Raw genomic sequence first — 19,248 nt, 5'->3', positions numbered from 1 at the left:
TTTATGTCTTGGGTCAACTATCCCATGAAGGCTGCAATTGTTCCATTTTTTCAGTCTCCATTTCGCGTATGGTTTCCACAATCTGCTTGCCCATATCCATATCTTCAGGAGACTCTCCCTGCTCAGCCATATCAAGGATATTGATTAATTGTTTAATAAAAAGACGGACTTCGCTGATCACACCCATTTGCTTCTGATTTGTGCATATCTCTTCTATCAGTTCATCGGTGACCAAATCCATTGGTTCCCAGCGATAGGAGATGCCGTGGATGGTTCTCAAACACCTGCCAAGCTCAACCAGCTCTTTTGTTTTAAGGGGGGTTTGATGAATATCCACCAGGACACCCCTATAATTGAGTTTTCCGGATTCACCAATGGATCGTATACGACTCCACAAAGCGTCATAGGATTTAAATCCCTTTTCCATTATCAATACATCAGGAATAATGGAAAAAAAAATGTGAAGATATTGAGATGATTCACTGTTATCAATGAGAAGACGGACATTTTCATAGGCGGCATTTCGAATGGAAGCGCTTTGGGCCATCACGGTTTCCATCTCATCTAAGAGCAGGATTAAACCCTGTTGGCCCATGTGGCGTAAAAACAGAATCAAAGAGTTCATAAACTGCTTGCTGTTGGCTTTGTTAAGGAACTCATAGATTTGAAACGGTTTGAGTTCCCGTTTGGTAACCTTGCCACCTTCAAACCAGTGAAGAAGAACCTCACGATCCGCATCACGTTTTTCCTCCTCGTCCGGGGGGAAAGGGGTAAAATGATTGTTTACAAGTGCGATCAGGGCATTGGCAAAGTTGATATCCATGCCCGGGATATTTCTGAACTCATCAGTAAGAGCAATCCTTTTCTTCTGGGCTTCATCCTTTTGGGTTTTATTCTTTTGAGCCTGAATGGGTGTCAGTCCAAGTTTTTCAAGCCATGCCTCCAGCAGGTTTCTGATACCGATCCCTTGAAAATCACCTTGAAGCTGCCGTACAATGGTCTGGTAAACGGTTTCAAATTTATGTATGGGAACTTCCCGTGTGAGGACCACAAAAGAGACAGCAAATCCCTTTTCCATAGCCAGGTGTCTGATCACTGACATGAAATGCGTTTTGCCGTCACCATAATCACCACTGATAAAACGAACCTTGGACCCCCCCTGGCCGATGTAATGTTCCAGATCTTCCTCAATATAGGTAAGCCAGTTTTTCCGTCCCACGGTAAAAAAGGGAACATACTCAATGGGGACACTGCCCTTGCGCAGCTGTTCAATAATAGAGCGTGCCTGAAAGGGTTCTAATTGATTGACGTCTTCTTTTGATATCATTGTGTATTATTCCTGTTGTTTATGAAAGGCGATTGATGTGATCCGCCTTGATTCTCCCTGGCTGTCAATGAGCCACAGAGTTTTGCCGCGACCGGAGGAAAGTTCAAGCTCATACCCCTGGGATGTCCCGCCGATGCCGGCCTGAAAATAACGCCATATATCAACGGAAAACTGATCCAGGCTGTAACCTTTAAATTTGGTCTTGTCCATGTTCTGGAAAAAAGGTTTTGCCTGCAAAGACAGGACATACTCAAGATAAAAGTCTTGAATGGGAATTGAAGTGCCAAACCCTGAATTTTTATTTTCAATCAATTCCAGGTAAACCTGACACAGGGAATCAATAAATATTTGAGGATCATAGGGCCGATCATAAAGCTGCCGTTTAAGTTTTAAAATTGCTGTTAAAATACGCCTGGGATCAATGGATTTGAGTACTTTTTTATTAATTGTAGTGTAACGATTGCTAAAATTAATTTCACCATTAATACCCTTAAGAACAGCAAATTTGGGGAAATCTATCCGGATTTCAATTTCAGCATCCCGGCAAAGTTGGGTCAAATCTTTTACAAGCTCAATCCTGTATTGCTTCACCTTTTCATTTGCATATTTGCCTAAGGATTCAAAAATCGGATTACAGCTCTCAAGAACTTCATCTGCTTTGATATCTTCTGCAATTTTGCTTTTAAGCAATTCATCCAGCTTGAGAAAATCGTCCCTGCCAGCGTACCTGATACATTGTTTTATAAACTCCGCTTTTTTTATTTTCTGATTAAGATCCCGTTGATACGGCTGGACTATCTGTTTTAAATCATCTTGAAGATCTTCAAGGAAACTTGTATTTTCTGTCATTTATCACCCTTTCTTTTTCCATTTTATACTCTATCAATATAAGCAGCATAATATCTTGCAGAAATATAATTTTTTGTCAATATTTTGATTTTCAGTTCAAAAAAGAGCTTTTACATCCTTTTGCCAAGCCCCTGCCTCAAATCATCATGGTCGAACGCAGATCTCATAAAATCAATCTCTTGTTTACTCGCGCCAAATCGAGAGGCTTCTTTGTCCCAATTCTTTACAGCGTTGGCCACTTCCTTTGCAATTTTTCTGGCCTCTACAATATTTAATCCAAAATATTCAACTACTTCATATGCAAGGTCTAATGAAGCAGTGCCATTATATAAATCAATATTAGTGCGTAAAATTCTTGCTTTGATATGATCTGGCGTAGGTTCCAGATCATATATCGGAGACAATCGCCAGCCTGAAATTCCTTCATAAAGAAACCCGTGGTTCCTCAAATGATCATCTACATTTGATATCATGATGTTAAAGACGATACGACGCCACAAATCTATTAAATCTTCACTGGTACTTGCCCCATACTCTTTAAGAACTTCACCTATCTCAATATAACTTTTTGTATCCCCGTCTGAAGCGCCAAGCATACTCATGGCCGATAAAAATGGTACCCTGATTTGTTCCCCTTTGCGATCAAACCGACCAAGAAGCAAAACATTTTTTCCTAAAACTTTTTCTATCCGAAAATCCGGAACAGGGATACCCGCTTTTTTGGCCATTCGTAAGGATAAAAATTCCCATAACCCTACATCCCATTCGTCTTTCGGGCTTGGAAACTTGGCAATCAACAAATTTGTTTTAGTATCAGTAACCACAACTTTTGGTCTTGCTCCACCTAAAGATGAACCGGGTTCAACAATGTCTCGAAGATCCTGGTCTATTTCTTTATGAACAACTATTCGATTTGAAGCATTCAATAATTTCCCCAGTTGTATTAAAGGAGGAATATGATTATCAGTATAGGAGGCCAAAAAAGGACCGTCTTTGCTTGTTGAAAAACGTAAAGCACCTTGCCTTGTCCGGTCATCAACCATAAGCAGATAATCTGATTCCTTTAACCTGCGAGCTCTCCGGTTTTCTATTTTGGCTTTTCGGGTTTCCATACGGTTCATTAAACTCCTGCCCCACCTGTCAGGAGCAGAGTCACTGATAGATCCAAAAAGAGATTTCCCTATATGAAACTTTCCCTCATCAACAATCAAAGCAGGTTCAAGAGAAAAGCAAACAGGAGAGGACTTCCACCCACTTGAGTATTCAAAAGATGCACTCTCTTGTCCACGACGCGCATGCAACCATAAGCGTCCGACAAAATGAGGTTTACCCGCAAGGTCAATATGTACAAATATCTTTTCAGGCATAAACTTCCTTATGATTTACTATCTCTGGCTCGAAGAGGAATCCGTTCTTCATCAAGCATCCGGCCCATTGTATCCTTTTCTATATCAGCCAGATTCGTCCACTCCATACCTAATCCAATCGCAAAAATGACTGCGGCGTAATTTCCTATGCCTACTCCGGAATTACCTTTTTGTATTTTTGCTAATGTTTCCCGGCTTATTCCTGCTCGATCAGCAACTACACTCATCTTTAAACGCCGCCTGAGACGCGCTTTCTTGAGATCCGACCCCAGTTTTTTTAATCCGCTGCTTATTGTGATAGGCAGTTTTCTCTTCATAGTTAGTGCCCGTAATAATATTGATTAAATTACTTTATGCCCATTATCATATGCTTTAAAGATTGCAATGTCAATAAAACTCACCATCTGATATTTTTACATGTTTACCGGGTGATACCCTTTTTCCGGTTCCTGGATATACTCAGCAAAAGCCCGGACCTGATCACGAATCATTCCCCGGTAAGAGGAGGTACCCCGCATCATCTCCTCATAAGATGCCAGGAATGTCTTGTAAAGATGGGGTTTCATTTCCACAGGCCTTTTTTTGGACATTTCCTTTTCATCGGCAAAGACCTTTTGTTTTGGATGCCGGTAAAAAAAATCATCCGGCTTAATCATCTTTCGATTCAACAGGCTCAGTACAAACCGGTCACCGATCAGGCTCCTGTATTCTTCCACCAGATCACAGCCAAGGGAAGGTCGGCCATAACTGATTTCGTGCAACGCGCCCAGATAAGGGTCAAGCCCGCACACTTTTTCGGGACCAATGGCCTGTATTTCAGCCCTTTGAACATATGAGGTCTGGCTGCTGAGTGGTATATCCTTAAATCTGTATTTCAAACTGGTATACCCGTCACCTTCCGACCCAATCCCTAAAAAACTGAATACCGCTGCCAGTCAAACCAGGATAGCTGGTTGAACCTTTATATAAGGGGAGAATGGCATCATCTTTAAGCTTGAGCTGGAAAGTGTATTTTCCGAAAATCATTATTTTTTATCTCCCTGAGTATCATTCCTATATCCATCATAAACAATTATGTAAAAAAATCGTTTTAATATTTCACATTATCTTGGTGAACGGACTTTTTTTTGAATTTTTCAAAAAATTTTTTTCTAATTTTTGAATATCCTGATCCGGTACCTTGCACCCTGCGAAGTGTTTTTTCCAATTCTTAGAAATATTACACATATTTTCTATAATGGTTTTGGCTTCATCTGCCCCCAAACCAAATTGTTGTGCCCCCTCCTGAGCATTCTCCATTGTTGCCTGCCTGCCCTCAGGCCCTACCCCAAGGCCCAGTAAATTATATGGTTTAACGTCTGGCACGATGTCATAGCAGGGTGACAACCTCCAGCCGCTTGTCTGAAAATCATATAAAAACCCATGGTTTTTAAGATGGTCATCGCTGTTTGAGCATATAATATTAAAAATCATTCGCCGGAATAGTTCTTTCATGTCTTCCTTTATTGAACCCGGGGACCCGTATCGACGGATTATATCAGCCAGTGATCCATAGCTGTGTTTTTCCGGATCAATTTGGACCACATAGCTTTCATGCTCATTCAACATCGTAAGGCCTGATACAAAATGCTTCCTGTTTATTTTTCCATTATTATTTTCCCGGTCAAATCGTTCAATAAGTAAGACATCATGACCTGAAGTCACTGTTACATGCTCCAGGTTTGGAATTGATATGCCACATTTTTTTGCCAAAAGCATATTGGCATACTCAATTCTTGTTTCTGCCCTGCGATCATCTTTTGCGATGAATTTTGCAACCCAGGATTTATCTTTATAGTTTACAAGGGCTTTTGGCCTGGCGCCGCCAAAAGAAGAACCCTGTTCTACAAAAGGCAAAAAGTAGTCACTAATTTTTTCATCATTGTTGATATAAAATTGTGCAGCTATAACAAGTTCGTCCAGATTTAAGTTTGATTGAATTTTTGAAGATGTACCCATACGGGTTGGGCCATGAACAGGATCAGGTCCAAATCCTAAAGCTCCTATTCGGTCAAGACCGCCGGCAACAAGATAATCAAATTCTGACAATGTTTTTCCTGCCTCTTTATCTAACAGATACCTTCCCCATGAATCAGGGGCTGCATCACGGATAGCGCCAAATAAAACCAGGTAATCCGGTGTATTATAGAGTATCTCAGAAAGGGGCAGAGTAATGGGGTCAATCGCCGTTGCATCGGCCCGGTCAAGATATTTTTTGCCATATTGAAATGTAGAATATCCGGAACGTTTTTCTTCATTGGTTTCCATAACGCCGGCAGGGATAAATTCATTATTAATATGAAGATATACATAAGCTCTTTGCATACCAAAATCCTCTCTAAAAATTCAGGTCGACATCCGGTTTTGCTGAATGTACTCTTTTAGGCAACCGCTTTTCTTCTTTTTGGATACCAACAACATCTTTTGCCGGGTCAGCAAGCAATTCAAATTCCATATGAAGTTGAAGAGTCCAGAGAACCTGTAAAAAAATTCCCAGGCTGACAGATGGACTTCCTGCCTCTATTTTTCTTAAGCTGGGAACACTTATCAGTGTTCGCTCACTCATTTCTCTCAAAGGGATTCTACGACGCTTTCTGGCAACCTGAATATTTTTGCCTACCAGGATAAGTGCGTGTTTTATTGATTCTGGGAGTGCGGCTATACCTTTGCTTCGCTTACTCATTTTTGTGCCTTTATAGCTTCTCTAATTCGTGATATATGTAATTATAATTTCACAAAATTAAATTGTCAAACAAAAAATTCAAAAAATAATCCTGAATTTTTCAAAAAAAGTTTAAGGTTGACATTGAAATAAAATTAAGGTTTCTTGGATAAGTGCCAGAAAAACAATTCAATTTAAGGATATCTCACTGGATCTTCCCCTGGGACGAATTTATGGGACGGTCATGCAGAATTTTGCATTTTGCGGACCCGGGTATATTGAAAAATCTGAAAAATTTTCGAAAAAAGCCCGCAAGGCGCTGGGAGAAGGCACTACTCCTGAATTCAAGGATGAGTGGAAGCGGCATCTGAGCTATAAAAGTTTTACCTACCGATGATAACGATTTTATATCTCAAGTTGCCCTTGCAATAAAAATAGCCCGGACAGGTGCGGGATAGCCTTCGACAGTCTTATCAGGATCATTGGGATCAAGAAAATCTTTCAATGTTTCCGTGTGAATCCACTGGGTTTTTCTCTGCTCTTGAAAAGATGTTTTTGTGACATCCACACATCTGATATTGGTAAAGCCTGCTCTTAAAAGCCAGGATTCCATTGCCAGAAGATCCGGGATAAAAAAAACATTTCGCATTTTTGCATACCGGTTCTTCGGAAAAAGACAGATGTTTTGTTTTAAGTTAATAACGAGATTTTCAAGGATCAGTTCACCCCCGGATCTCATGGAATCACAAATATTTTTCAGCATTTGGACCGGTGACTTTCGATGATACAGAACCCCCATACAAAACACTGTATCAAAATACTGATTCATTTTTGGCAGTTGGTCATGGGGAATGGGAAGACAGAAAACATTATCCTGGTTTAAAAACTTTTGCAGGGTAAGATATTGAAAATAAAATGAACTTTGGGGCTCCACGCCCAGCACCATTAATGGATTACAGGCGGCCATTTTAAACATGTAATATCCGTTGCTGGAACCGATATCAAGAATTCGCCGGCCTTTAAGATTGCCAATATGATTCTCAAGTCTTTCCCATTTTATCCAGGATTGCCACTCTGAATCAATTTCAATCCCGAAAAGGTTAAAAGGTCCTTTTCGCCAGGGACAAAGCTGTTCGAGCTTATCCCTCAACAAAAGATATTCTTTTTGTGTTAAATCCGATTTATCACCGATAGTAACGGCACGGCCTTCAAGCTCTATGAAAGAAGGAAGAAATTCAGGGATACTTTCAAGGATTTTTTTAAATTTTAAAAAATTACCCCGGGCATGATCCAGAAAAGCTCTTTTTCCTTTTATAAGTACTTCAAACTCATTATAATAATGGTCTATTTTCAGATGGTGACATTGTTGAAGAATTTTTTCCATTTATTTTTTTATCGCTATCATTGAGGCAAAATTAAACCATTTCAGCCAGACATCAAATGTTGTAAACCCGGTGTTCAAAATTCTGTTTTTATGGGTTTCAATGGTATCCGGGATAAGAACTTTTTCCAGGGCATCCCTTTTTTGACTGATTTCAAGCTGGGAATAACCATTTTCAAGTTTAAATGTTTTATAAAATTTTGTTTGAAGATCATCCAATACCTTTGATGTGTGAACCGTTTTTTCTGTTAAGAGAAGGATGCCGTTTGGATTCATTCCCTGATAAATTTTTTTTATAAGATCATCCCGTTTTTCTTTATCCAGGAATTGCAGTGTCAGATTGATTAAAACCACTGATGCTTTTTTGATTTGAATATCTTCTAAAAAACCGCAGACCAATTCAATCTGTGGTGTACTATCATGTTTTCCAAGCCGTTTTAAATACTTTTCAATCATTGGTTTGGAGCTGTCCACGGCGACCATGGAGAACTTCCTATGTTTTAATTGATTCAGAATCAGCATCCCCACATTTCCATGGGAGCAACCCAGATCGTAAATACGACTGCCCTCCTGGTAATATTCAGCGGTAAGCTGGGATTGTCGTTTAATGCTTTCCATATAAAAAGGTACCGATCGATTCAACATATCATCAAAAACATTGGTCACCTCTTCATTGAATTCAAAGGGTTTAATTCTGAATTTTTTGTCTGCAAATACTTGGTCTTTCTCCATTTTTTCTTTCCGTAAAAAAAATTATTTTGTCCGTTTTATATTATTTAGTGAAGAAGTGCAAGAATGCCTGCATCCATTTCATTATCCCTTGACTAGGATTGTTTCATAATGCTATTTAACATTGAAGTTAAGTCTTCATTGATCCGATAATAGAGCCTAAAACTTGCAAGAGGAGAATAAGATGGAAATCGTTGGAATTGATGTCGGGTTTGGTTTTACAAAAGCATATAATGGTAAAAATTCCGTGATATTCAAATCACTCATTGGCGATGCCACGGATATTCAGTTTCGCTCTATTCTGGGTGATGATTCTTCGACATCAAATCTGCATATTACCCTGGAAGACAAATCTTATTTTCTTGGCAGTTATGCAGAACTCCAATCAAACATTCGGGAGTTTACCCTGGACCAGGAGAAACTTCTTGAAGATTTTGTCAAAATTCTTGCCATTACAGCCGCAGGTATTTGTACTGATACCTCTGCACCTATTAATGTTGTATCAGGGTTACCTGTCGGCTATCTAAGAAGAGACACCAAAAAATTCAAAGAGATGATCAAAGGGGTTCACGAAATAACCTTTCATAATAAAGACGGTCAAGATGTTACAAAAAAAATCCACATTGATAAAATTCATATTATCCCGCAACCCATTGGTTCGATTTTCAATCTTATTTTTGACGACCATGGAAAAATAAAAGACAAGGGGCTTGCAACGCAAAAGCTGGGTGTTGTTGATATTGGTTTTAGAACCACGGATTTTAGTATTTTTGATCATCTTCAATATATTGAAAGAGGGTCCTCCACAATGGACACTGGTATTTCGAAATGCTTTTCTGTGATTGCCAATAAATTAAGGCAGGAAAGCAATATTACTATTGAACTTTACAGAATGTTCAAATTTATTGACTCGGGAATAATCAAGATCAAGGGTAAGGAATATAATATTTCAAATCTAAAAAAACGGGTCTACAACCATGCTTCATCAGCCATTGCATCTGATCTCAACCGGCTGTGGGAAAATGACTGGGATATTGATTCCATCATCCTTTCCGGTGGAGGAAGTGTCGAGCTGTCAGAGTATCTGAGTCCCAATATTGACGGTAATGTGGTCCCCATTGGAAAAAATATTGATGCGCGATTTAATAATGTCCAGGGATATTGTAAATTTGGCCGATATAAATGGGGATATTCCAGATATCTATCTGACAACAAGAAAGAAAGCAAAGAACCTTCTGCGGATGAGAAAAAAGACATGACAAACACCCCTGACGATGATGAAGCAAAAACTGAAAAATCGTCTAAAGGGCTTTCCTGGCTGCGCCGTCAGAGCTAAAGCAGGTATCGGCTATGAACCAGGATAATTTAACCAAAGTTCTTTCTCAGGTGGCCAATGGGTTCTTATCTGTTGAGAATGCTCAAAGGCAACTTAAGCATATCTCTTTTGAAAATATTGATTTCGCTCAAATAGATCATCACAGGTCTTTAAGGAAGGGGTTCCCCGAAGTAATTTTTGGACAGGGGAAAACAAGTGATCAAATCATCGGTATCATGGAGAGAATGATCATCAATGAAGATATTATTCTTGTGACCCGCCTTGAAAAAAAAAAAGCGCAAAAAATAACTTCAAAATTTCAAGGAGCCGATTATTTTAAGGATGCAAAACTCTTATGGCTTAAAAAAAATGAGCCAAAAATCACAGGCATAGGGAAGATTCTTGTGATCTCTGCCGGGACATCAGATATTCCTGTGGCAAAGGAAGCTTTTTTAACAGCCAAAGCTATGGGAAACGAAGTTGACTCAATCTTTGACGTTGGAGTAGCCGGTATTCACCGGCTTTTTGCTTACCAGGAACAAATTATAAAGGCAACAGTCCTCATTGTTGTGGCCGGGATGGAAGGTGCATTGCCCAGTGTTGTCGCCGGAATGGTAAAAGCGCCTGTTATTGCGGTCCCTACAAGCATTGGATATGGGTCGAGTTTCAAAGGAATGACTGCTCTTTTAGGAATGCTCAATTCGTGCAGTTCCAATATTGCCGTAGTAAATATTGACAATGGATTTGGGGCTGGCTTTATGGCCTCATCTATTAATCATGTATCGGCAGCTTAATAATAAAATTGGTTCCTTGTCCCGGTGCTGATTCAACACTCAACTCTCCTTTATGATCTTCAACTATGATAAAGAATGCAACAGAGAGTCCCAATCCAGTGCCTCTATTGGGTGACTTTGTCGTATAAAAAGGTTCAAACACCCTTTTCCTGACATCTTCCGTCATCCCGGGGCCATTGTTCCTGATCTCTATAATCGCCATTTTATCTGCAATGGAAAACCGGATAAAAAATTCAGGCGATTCTGACATGTTTTCTTTTGATTCAACCATGACTTCCGCGCCATTTTTTATGATATTTAAAAAAACCTGTTGAATCTTGCTGGGTTCACAAAACACCAGGGGAAATTCCTTACCCTCATTTTCAATAATTTTAATTTGTTTAAAATCAAACCTTTTTTTCAATTCATAATCATTTTGTGCAAGTTCAATTGTTCTATTCAACAATAGAGGCAGATTTTCATAAGTCTTGGAACCTTTTGCTTTTTTTGCAAAGGAGAGCATATTTTGAATGATTTTGGCTACCCTTTTCCCTGCTTCATTGATATTCTCAAGCTGGTTTAAGATTTTTCTTTTATCCATGTATGCTTTAATGGCTTCCATTGATATCCCGACCTCTTTTGCAGCCTTCTCATTACCGGGTATTTTATTGGAGAGGCGATTTATTACCACTTGAGCATTCTGCATCATACCTGAGAGGGGATTGTTAATTTCATGAGCCATTCCAGCTGCAAGCCCACCCACAGAAAGCATTTTTTCCGACTGAATAATCATCTCTTCTATTTGAATCTGCTCGGTAACATCATCCATTCTGATAACTGCACCTTGGATTTGGGTGCCTTTTAATGGAAAAATCGTGATATTCTCATACCGGGTCTTATCCTTGATCAAACGGGGTATCTTGATTTCTTCAATCACTTTCTGCTCATTAATTGCTATTTTTATCTTGTCAACAAATTGGCTCAGATGGGGGAAAAAATAATAAAAATATTGTCCTAAAGCCTCTTTTCCCTTTATTTGGGTATCCAGTTGTGCCTGATGGTTCCATTGTGTGATCCTCCCTTCCGAATCAACTCCCATCAGGATTGAAGGCATGGAATTGATCACATTATCAATATATTTTTTCGCCTGTCTCAGCTCCTTAAAAAGCAGCATGCTGCTTAACCCGTCAGCAATCCTTTGAGAAATTCCTTTAATCAACTGACTCTCGTCTCTGGTCCATACTCTTGTATGGGAACATTGGTGGAGCCCGAATTCCCAAGCATCACCTGTTTTGGGAAAGAGTGCCATAACTATCTGAGATTTAACGGAATAGACGTCATGTACATATGTTCTGATTTTTGCTTTTGTAACTGAATCATAGACAATGGGATCATCAGATTGAATAACTTCTTTTAATATTTCACTGGTTTCAGGTGTAATTTCTACTTTATATCCGGCACTTAAAAACCATTTTGCCCTGCATCTCATAAATGGTACTGAATAGTATTCTGCATCTGGATTACACGGAAAAAGAATCCAGGCCCTGTCACAATTAAAAATATCAATCATTGTATCAAGAATACGATTCAACATCTGCTCAATATCTGCCGCACTGATAATTATTTTGTTAATTTTATCATAGCAGGCACTATGGGATTCTATCTGCTTTCTTTCAGTGATATCTCTTGCAAAGGTAATAACAGAGTTTACTTCATTGGCAGCAGTAAATTCAGGGCATAGCAGCCAGTCTATCCATAGCCTGTCCGGCAGTTTAAATTCGATTCGGTTCACCTGCCCTGTTTCAAACACTTTAAGAATTGAAACTTCCCATTTTTTCACCAGATCTTTTGGGAAATTTAATTCTTTATGGGTTTTGCCTATCATTTGTTCCGGTGTAAACCCCAACTGCCCGATTGCGGGATTGACATAAAGATGCCGGCAGGATTTATCAAACCGCATGATGATATCTTGAGATTTTTCACAAAGCGTTCTGTACCGTTCTTCGTTTTCCTTGAGTGCTTCATTAATACGCTTGCGTTCTATGGCAACTGCAATCTGGTTGGAAACGGATATGAGGATATCCAGATCTTTCTTTGTGTATGCATCAGGATCAGTATAGTTTTGGATAGCTAAAACGCCAATAATTGTTTCATCGGTAATCAATGGCACACCAAGCCATATTTTAGGTATTGCCCCGATGATTCGGCCTTGTTTCTCTCTCTTTTTTAACTGGACCGCATCAAGCAAAAGCGGTTCCTTACTTTTAATAACCTCCGCGGTCAGAGATTTTTTCTTAAATATCTTGATTACCCCATAAGAATCAAAATCGATTTCATCTACTCGGTATGGAAAATATAATGAGCCTTTTTCCTTATTATAAATTGCAATATATATATTGGGGACGTGAATTAAGCGATTAAGAGATTGATGGATGGACAAAAATAAATCATCTATATTTGGTGTGGTGTTGACTGCATTTGAAATCTCAAAAAGGGTGTTGTTTATTCTTTCTGCATATTCAAGCTGTTTAATCCGGTTTTCAAGATATGCAATCTTCTTATTTGGATCTTTTGTCCCAATTTTTTTGGTCATTTCCCCTCCGGAATATTAAACCAGGAAATAAAAAAATTAAATTTCTCTTCGAAGTGCAAGGGCCTCTTCGTTTCTGGGATCTATCCTGAGGATTTGATTTAGGTAATCATCTGCCTGAAGGACCTTTCGATTCATGAAGTATATTTTTGCAATTTGAAATTTTGCTTCAACATGGCTTCTGACATGACGATCAACATCAATAAAATACTTCAGGGCCTTTTCCCAGTCCCCCACCTCCTGGTATATTAGTCCTGTCTTATAAATCATATCATAATTTGAAGGATTCTCTTTGATACTCTGGTCAAGCAGTGCCTTGGGATATTCAAACTCATTATTGGCAAGACAAATATCTATCACTTTTTCCCTTGCGGCATTCTGTTTCTTTGACCGGGCAATGACTCTTGAAAAAATATCAAGAGACAGACGCCTGAAATTATTTTTCAACAATTTTTTACCCAGATCAAACGCTTTATCATTATACCGGTTACTCAAAGATAGAATTTCAAGAAAATATTTTCCCGCCTCTTCAAGCCTGTTCATACGCAAATAATAATCAGCAAGGTATACTCTTGTAATCGTATCCTGTTTGTTCACCGACACTGCCTTTAGCAGACACTTTTCTGCAATAGTATTTTTCTTAATTTTAAAATGCAATAGTCCTAACTGGCGAAGAAGCCTTGAAGCAGACGGCTTATGAACCAATGCAATTCTTATTTGCTCAATGGCTGTTTCATAATCTCCCATTTCCTCAAGATCTCTTGCTTTTAGCCGATGTTTTGCTACAACATCGGGATGATTGGCCTTGTCGATTACTGCCTTAATTTTCCCATCCAGGGCTGCAAGAGTTAAGGGTTTGAGAAGGTAACCATCAATTTCACTTTCAGCAACTTCGGAAACAATATCCCGCTCTGCTTCCGCTGTTACCATAATGACCGGCAAATCTCTAAACGCTTTATCATCTCGAATTTTTTCAAGCATTTCAATTCCGGTCATAACAGGCATATTCCAATCAATGATTGCAAGATCGCATTGGGTGTTATGTAACACTTCCAGACCTTGTTTTCCATCTTCGGCAAACCGTAAATTCTTTCCAATCTTTAAATTTTTAAGCATCTTTCGGATGGTTAAACGCATGCTTTTCATATCATCAACAACAAGGATCGACAGGTTCTCAATATTGATCATAACTTTGCTTCCCTGATAAACTTTTTATATTCATTTTGAATAATCTCAAACTTTGAGGCAAATGAATCAGAATTTTGTATCTTTGCTTGGGTTTCCAAATCTAAAACAGCATTTCTCAATAAATCTGCATTGACATTTGCAGCAGATCCTTTCAGCGCATGTGAACTTAATTTTACACCTTCGACATCGTTTTCATCAATTGCATGCCTGATCCTCTTTATCAACTCCGGTGCTTCTTCAAGAAAAGAATCTAATACGACTTCGATGATCTCCTCATCTCCTCCAAATCTTTCAAATAATTTATCCTTATTAAAACAGATATCCATTTCTGAATCTTCACCAGATAAATTTTCATCGGGCAAATTTACTTGTGATAGTTCAGCGATAACATCAGCTTGCTTTGGCTCATTCTCAGATTTCTCAGGATAGTCTTCTTTTGCATGACACAAATTATCCGTCAAATTTGAACGAATCTTTTGTGCTAAAATATCAGGCTCAACCGGTTTTGAAATAAAATCATCCATTCCGGCTTTAAAACATTTTTTCTGATCACTTTCAAATGCATTCCCGGTCATGGCAATAATCGGAACATGCGCTATTTTGAATGCTTTCTCATTTAGTCTTATCTGGCGGGTTGCTTCAAGCCCATCCATCACGGGCATCTGGCAATCCATCAAAATCAGATCATATTGATTATCTTTATGCTTTTGAACGGCTTCAACCCCATTTTTTGCCTCGTCTGTTTTATATCCCAGCTTGCCGATCAGCGCTTTTGCCGTTAAACGATTGGTTTCCATATCTTCAACGATCAGGATCTGCCTGTTCTGTTTTTTACTTTCAATAATGCTGTACCGGGTAATAATAGGTATTTTTTTACCATCTTCCATATGTGGCCGGGACAATACTGCTTTGATACAATCGTTAAGAAGTGATTCTTCCACGGGTTTACTTAAAAAAGATGAAAACCCTATTTTCTCAAACCGCCTGGCATCCCCCTCTTTTCCTATGGATGTCAGCAGCATCAATTTTGTATGTGCAAAAAGATCATCCTGTTTGATTTTCTTGCCCAGGTTTTCAGCCGTCATATCATATTCTTTGGCTTCCATGATTACCAGATGAAAAGGATCGTTTTCATCTATGGCCCATTTAAGCATTTCCATGGCTTCTGTTTCATCAAATGCCTGATCATAGTCTATTTCCAAATCATTCAGATTGTTCTCAAAATTTGTTCCAAGGGATGATCCGTCGCTTAAAACAAGAACCTTGCAGTCATAAATATCCTGGGTGGAAAAGTCAAAAATTTTGTCTCTTTGTGATTGTTTTTTCAACGTCAGGGTGAACCAGAATGTGGACCCGATCATATCAATACTCTGAGCCCCTATTTTCCCTTCCATTTTTTCAACCAGCAGCTTTGATATGGACAATCCCAGGCCGGTTCCCCCATATTTTTTAGTGATGGACAAATCCGCCTGGGTAAAGGATTCAAAAAGTGCCTCTAACTGATCTTCTTTAATGCCGATTCCGGTATCTTCCACACTGAAATAAAGGGTTGCACAATTTTCATCTTCGGATTTTAAAGTGACATTTAATATCACCTCTCCCGAATCTGTAAACTTGATGGCATTTCCGGTAAGATTATTAATGACCTGTCGAATTCGGCCGATATCACCCTGTAAGAGGCATGGAACATCCGGATCAATGGAATATGAAAAATCAATCCCCTTTTGCCTGGCCTGAAGTTGGGGCAGAGACACCATATCTTTTATGGCAATATCAAGATCAAAATCCCTGATATCCAACTTAAGCTTACCGGCTTGAATTTTTGATAAGTCAAGGACATCATTAACAATTGTTAATAATGCTTTAGCACTGCTATAAACTATCTTGGAATATTCCTTTTGTTCTTTATTCAGATCAGAATCAAGTAAAACATGCATCATACCAATAATACCATTCATTGGATTTCTGATTTCATGACTCATATTTGCCAGAAATTCATCTTTGATTTTCATTGCCTGATCAGCACTTTCAGAAATCTGCCGGCACTCAGCCTTAGATTGTGCAAGTAATATTCTTGTTTGATCATTCTTTTTTGCATAAACTGCGATGATCCCGCAAAAACAAGTTAAAATGGCTAAAAGGTTATAAAACCTGTAAAGACTGATATTAATTATTCTCTGTGCAACAAAAAACCCTAAATTTAACCTTTGTTCAAAATAAAAAGAAAAGAAAATCAAAAAAGCAAGCCCAAGATAAAACAATCTAATCTTTTTATTTGAGAAGACCGTTGTAAATAAAGGTACAAAAAATAATAAAATCATGGAGATGCTGAAAAAACCCCCGGTTTTATAGCAAAGGCATGCAAGATAAAATAGAAAAGAAATGTTCAGTATATGACCGGGAAAGCTGTTACTATCTTCTTTTATGGAATATGCGTTCATTATATTTATTAAAAAAATAAAACAACTTAAAGCAAGCAGGAACACGGCTCCAATTTTTATAAATAAGATCGACTGGAGGGCGATTAAGCTTGAAAAAAGCAAAGAAAATGCTTTTAGGTTATTGGAATCATTCCCGGAATCATTCATTGTTGACTTAGTTAATTTTTATTGTGCTGTTAAAATTGATCACAATTACAACTATATTGGAGATATTTGACATATCAAAGTTATATAGAAATCTTCCACAGGTTGTCAAATTTATTCTGTAGAATAAAATTTTAATGGAAAATAAAAATTTTTTTCTTGACTTTCATAAAATTTATATATAATAAATCTTATTTAAGTAGAGTAAAAATTATGAATACAACTATTATTAACATACTACTATCCCTTATTATCGTGGAGGTGATTATTAACACCTCCAGGCGAAAGGGCTCGTAGTGGCATAAACCTTAAATAAACTTTAAAAGCCGTTATCAGCCCTCGAAGGGCAGATAACGGCTTTTTTTGTTTGGAGACATACAAAACATGAGAAGCCATATTGCAACAAAGGGTATTGCAAGAGCACCCCATAGAAGCCTGATGAAGGCCATGGGCTATACAGACAGGGAAATTGGCCAGCCCTTTATCGGTATTGCCAACTCTGCCAATGAATTAATTCCCGGTCACATGCATCTGGACAATATTGTCAAAGCTGTTAAATCCGGTATCAGCATGGCAGGCGGAACCCCCATGGAATTTTCAACCATTGGTATCTGTGACGGTATTGCCATGAACCATAAAGGCATGCACTACTCGCTGGCCTCCCGTGAACTCATTGCAGACTCCATAGAAGTCACAGCCATGGCCCACCCTTTTGATGCCATTGTCATGGTTCCCAATTGTGATAAAATTATCCCGGGCATGCTCATGGCCGCAGCAAGGTTGAATATTCCGGCTATATTTATCAGCGGCGGCCCCATGCTCGCAGGCATTCATCCTGAAAATAAAGATAAAAAGATAGATCTTGTTACAGTGTTTGAGGCCGTGGGTGCAGTCCAGTCCGGCAGGATGACAAAGCAACAGCTTATCGATATTGAGAATGCAGCCTGCCCTACATGTGGATCATGTGCAGGGATGTTTACGGCAAATTCAATGAATTGCCTGACAGAAGCTATTGGAATGGCTCTTCCTGGAAACGGAACTATTCCCGAACCTATGTCCCAAAGAATCCGACTGGCCAAGCAGACCGGAATACAAATCATGGAATTGCTGAAGAAAGAAATCACACCTGATAAAATTCTGACCAAAGATGCCTTTATGAATGCCTTGGTGGTTGATATGGCCCTGGGATGTTCAACCAATACAGTGCTTCACTTAAAGGCGCTCTCCAATGAAGCCCATGTGGATATTGATCTGAACCTTATTAATGAAGTCAGCAAAAAAACCCCTCACTTATGTTCTTTAAGCCCCGGGGGTGAAGATCGTATTGAAGACTTAAATTTTGCCGGTGGTATTCCGGCTGTCATGAAAGAACTTTTTGACCATGACATGCTCATTAGCAATTGTTTGACTGCTACAGGAAACACTGTTGAACAAAATCTTAAGACTATAATTAAAAAAGATCAGCAGGTGATACGATCTGTTGGGAATCCCTATCACAAACAAGGAGGGTTGGCGATACTCTTTGGCAACCTGGCCGTTGAAGGCTGTGTTGTCAAACAATCCGCTGTTCTTGCCCAGATGCTTCTGCATCAGGGCCCTGCCAGGGTATATAATTGTGAAGAAGATGCCACTAAGGCAATTCTTGATAATAAAATCAACAAAGGAGATGTCATTGTCATCCGATATGAAGGACCTGCAGGCGGTCCGGGTATGCGTGAGATGCTGACCCCCACATCTGCCATAGCAGGCATGGGACTTGATGAAACTGTAGCTCTCATAACTGATGGCCGATTTTCAGGCGGAACCAAAGGGGCTTCCATCGGCCACATCTCCCCGGAAGCGACAGAAGGTGGGCTTATTGCGATTATTGAAGAAAATGATCAGATCAAAATAGATATTCCGGGTAAAACCATTGAGCTTTTGGTTCCCAAAGATGACATTAAGACCCGGTTTTCCAAATGGAAAAAACCGGAACCTAAAATTAAAACAGGATATATGGCCCGATATGCCGGGATGGTGAGTTCCGCCGGCAACGGTGCCATATTTAAAGATACACTATTAGGAGATAGAAAATGAATCTTACAGGTGCCCAGATTCTTATCAAAATGATTAAGGCAGAAGGTATTGACACAATATTCGGATATCCGGGCGGTGCTGTCATTGATATTTATGATGCACTGGCAAAACAAAATGAGCTTAAACATATCCTGGTCAGGCACGAGCAGGGAGCAGTCCATGCAGCCGATGCCTATGCAAGGGCCAACAAATCCGTTGGTGTTGCCCTGGTAACTTCAGGCCCGGGAGCCACCAACACGGTAACGGGAATAGCATCTGCACACTCAGACTCCATTCCCCTTGTTGTGTTTACAGGTCAGGTTCCCACAGGGCTGATCGGGAATGATGCATTCCAGGAAGTGGATATTGTGGGCATCACAAGGCCCTG

Annotated in this window: 17 protein-coding genes; 5 read left to right on the top strand and 12 right to left on the bottom strand. The window is 39.2% G+C overall.

Features of this window, described 5'->3' with window-relative positions:
- Positions 1-13: 13 nt before the first annotated feature.
- From K8S13_RS06460 to K8S13_RS06430, 7 genes are all read right to left on the bottom strand, one after another.
- Positions 14-1,327: a BREX system ATP-binding domain-containing protein gene (locus tag K8S13_RS06460; protein ID WP_291461353.1), complete on the bottom strand. Its 1,314-nt coding sequence runs from the start codon at positions 1,325-1,327 to the stop codon at positions 14-16.
- A gap of 6 nt (positions 1,328-1,333) precedes the next feature.
- Entirely contained in the window at positions 1,334-2,176 is an 843-nt protein-coding gene (locus K8S13_RS06455) for a hypothetical protein (protein WP_291461352.1), read from the bottom strand.
- Positions 2,177-2,286: 110 nt separating this feature from the next.
- Positions 2,287-3,543, bottom strand: coding sequence for a type II toxin-antitoxin system HipA family toxin (locus K8S13_RS06450; protein WP_291461351.1), 1,257 nt, complete (start codon positions 3,541-3,543; stop codon positions 2,287-2,289).
- An 8-nt stretch (positions 3,544-3,551) separates the two neighbouring features.
- Positions 3,552-3,860 (bottom strand): helix-turn-helix transcriptional regulator, encoded by a 309-nt coding sequence (locus K8S13_RS06445; RefSeq protein ID WP_291461350.1) that lies wholly within the window; start codon positions 3,858-3,860, stop codon positions 3,552-3,554.
- Positions 3,861-3,956: 96 nt separating this feature from the next.
- A complete protein-coding gene (locus K8S13_RS06440; RefSeq protein ID WP_291461348.1) occupies positions 3,957-4,421 on the bottom strand; it encodes a CRISPR-associated endonuclease Cas1 in 465 nt (154 codons plus the stop codon).
- Between the two features lie 220 nt (positions 4,422-4,641).
- Positions 4,642-5,907: a type II toxin-antitoxin system HipA family toxin gene (locus tag K8S13_RS06435; RefSeq protein WP_291461346.1), complete on the bottom strand. Its 1,266-nt coding sequence runs from the start codon at positions 5,905-5,907 to the stop codon at positions 4,642-4,644.
- Between the two features lie 13 nt (positions 5,908-5,920).
- On the bottom strand, positions 5,921-6,265 hold the full coding sequence (locus K8S13_RS06430; protein ID WP_291461345.1) for a hypothetical protein: 345 nt from the start codon (positions 6,263-6,265) through the stop codon (positions 5,921-5,923).
- Between the two features lie 223 nt (positions 6,266-6,488).
- On the opposite strand from K8S13_RS06430, the gene K8S13_RS06425 reads away from it, so the two are divergent.
- On the top strand, positions 6,489-6,641 hold the full coding sequence (locus tag K8S13_RS06425; RefSeq protein WP_291461344.1) for a hypothetical protein: 153 nt from the start codon (positions 6,489-6,491) through the stop codon (positions 6,639-6,641).
- Positions 6,642-6,656: 15 nt separating this feature from the next.
- On the opposite strand, the gene cmoB is transcribed toward K8S13_RS06425, so the two are convergent.
- Positions 6,657-7,628 (bottom strand): tRNA 5-methoxyuridine(34)/uridine 5-oxyacetic acid(34) synthase CmoB, encoded by a 972-nt coding sequence (gene cmoB / locus K8S13_RS06420; RefSeq protein WP_291461342.1) that lies wholly within the window; start codon positions 7,626-7,628, stop codon positions 6,657-6,659.
- Positions 7,629-8,357, bottom strand: a complete 729-nt coding sequence (cmoA, locus tag K8S13_RS06415) for a carboxy-S-adenosyl-L-methionine synthase CmoA (protein WP_291461340.1) — start codon at positions 8,355-8,357, stop codon at positions 7,629-7,631.
- Positions 8,358-8,538: 181 nt separating this feature from the next.
- On the opposite strand from cmoA, the gene K8S13_RS06410 reads away from it, so the two are divergent.
- Together K8S13_RS06410 and larB are read left to right on the top strand one after the other, a co-directional pair.
- Positions 8,539-9,690 carry a ParM/StbA family protein gene (locus K8S13_RS06410; RefSeq protein WP_291461338.1) on the top strand — a complete coding sequence of 384 codons (1,152 nt, stop codon included), beginning with the start codon at positions 8,539-8,541 and terminating at the stop codon, positions 9,688-9,690.
- A gap of 14 nt (positions 9,691-9,704) precedes the next feature.
- Entirely contained in the window at positions 9,705-10,463 is a 759-nt protein-coding gene (gene larB / locus K8S13_RS06405) for a nickel pincer cofactor biosynthesis protein LarB (RefSeq protein WP_291461336.1), read from the top strand.
- On the opposite strand, the gene K8S13_RS06400 is transcribed toward larB, so the two are convergent.
- The 3 genes from K8S13_RS06400 to K8S13_RS06390 are packed head-to-tail and all read right to left on the bottom strand — an operon-like array spanning position 10,441 to position 16,541.
- Positions 10,441-13,035: a PAS domain S-box protein gene (locus tag K8S13_RS06400; protein ID WP_291461335.1), complete on the bottom strand. Its 2,595-nt coding sequence runs from the start codon at positions 13,033-13,035 to the stop codon at positions 10,441-10,443. The genes larB and K8S13_RS06400 overlap by 23 nt on opposite strands.
- Before the next feature lie 36 nt (positions 13,036-13,071).
- Positions 13,072-14,220, bottom strand: coding sequence for a response regulator (locus K8S13_RS06395; RefSeq protein ID WP_291461333.1), 1,149 nt, complete (start codon positions 14,218-14,220; stop codon positions 13,072-13,074).
- Entirely contained in the window at positions 14,217-16,541 is a 2,325-nt protein-coding gene (locus K8S13_RS06390; protein WP_291461330.1) for a response regulator, read from the bottom strand. The genes K8S13_RS06395 and K8S13_RS06390 overlap by 4 nt, the downstream gene beginning before the upstream one ends.
- A 648-nt stretch (positions 16,542-17,189) precedes the next feature.
- On the opposite strand from K8S13_RS06390, the gene ilvD reads away from it, so the two are divergent.
- Together ilvD and K8S13_RS06380 are read left to right on the top strand one after the other, a co-directional pair.
- On the top strand, positions 17,190-18,881 hold the full coding sequence (gene ilvD, locus K8S13_RS06385; protein ID WP_291461328.1) for a dihydroxy-acid dehydratase: 1,692 nt from the start codon (positions 17,190-17,192) through the stop codon (positions 18,879-18,881).
- On the top strand, positions 18,878-19,248 hold a 371-nt coding region (locus K8S13_RS06380), incomplete at its 3' end, for a thiamine pyrophosphate-binding protein (protein WP_291461326.1). The genes ilvD and K8S13_RS06380, both read left to right, overlap by 4 nt.

This window comes from Desulfobacula sp., assembly GCF_021107415.1.
Note: the sequence above shows the minus strand (reverse complement) of the source record. Positions and strands in the feature narration are given on the sequence as shown.

Bases quoted from the DNA above. Each gene is read 5' to 3' on its own strand.
- K8S13_RS06460 (WP_291461353.1), bottom strand. From the start codon at position 1,327: ATGATATCAAAAGAAGACGTCAATCAATTAGAACCCTTTCAGGCACGC.
- K8S13_RS06455 (WP_291461352.1), bottom strand. From the start codon at position 2,176: ATGACAGAAAATACAAGTTTCCTTGAAGATCTTCAAGATGATTTAAAA.
- K8S13_RS06450 (WP_291461351.1), bottom strand. From the start codon at position 3,543: ATGCCTGAAAAGATATTTGTACATATTGACCTTGCGGGTAAACCTCAT.
- K8S13_RS06445 (WP_291461350.1), bottom strand. From the start codon at position 3,860: ATGAAGAGAAAACTGCCTATCACAATAAGCAGCGGATTAAAAAAACTG.
- K8S13_RS06435 (WP_291461346.1), bottom strand. From the start codon at position 5,907: ATGCAAAGAGCTTATGTATATCTTCATATTAATAATGAATTTATCCCT.
- K8S13_RS06430 (WP_291461345.1), bottom strand. From the start codon at position 6,265: ATGAGTAAGCGAAGCAAAGGTATAGCCGCACTCCCAGAATCAATAAAA.
- K8S13_RS06425 (WP_291461344.1), top strand. From the start codon at position 6,489: ATGCAGAATTTTGCATTTTGCGGACCCGGGTATATTGAAAAATCTGAA.
- cmoB (WP_291461342.1), bottom strand. From the start codon at position 7,628: ATGGAAAAAATTCTTCAACAATGTCACCATCTGAAAATAGACCATTAT.
- cmoA (WP_291461340.1), bottom strand. From the start codon at position 8,357: ATGGAGAAAGACCAAGTATTTGCAGACAAAAAATTCAGAATTAAACCC.
- K8S13_RS06410 (WP_291461338.1), top strand. From the start codon at position 8,539: ATGGAAATCGTTGGAATTGATGTCGGGTTTGGTTTTACAAAAGCATAT.
- larB (WP_291461336.1), top strand. From the start codon at position 9,705: ATGAACCAGGATAATTTAACCAAAGTTCTTTCTCAGGTGGCCAATGGG.
- K8S13_RS06400 (WP_291461335.1), bottom strand. From the start codon at position 13,035: ATGACCAAAAAAATTGGGACAAAAGATCCAAATAAGAAGATTGCATAT.
- K8S13_RS06395 (WP_291461333.1), bottom strand. From the start codon at position 14,220: ATGATCAATATTGAGAACCTGTCGATCCTTGTTGTTGATGATATGAAA.
- K8S13_RS06390 (WP_291461330.1), bottom strand. From the start codon at position 16,541: ATGATTTTATTATTTTTTGTACCTTTATTTACAACGGTCTTCTCAAAT.
- ilvD (WP_291461328.1), top strand. From the start codon at position 17,190: ATGAGAAGCCATATTGCAACAAAGGGTATTGCAAGAGCACCCCATAGA.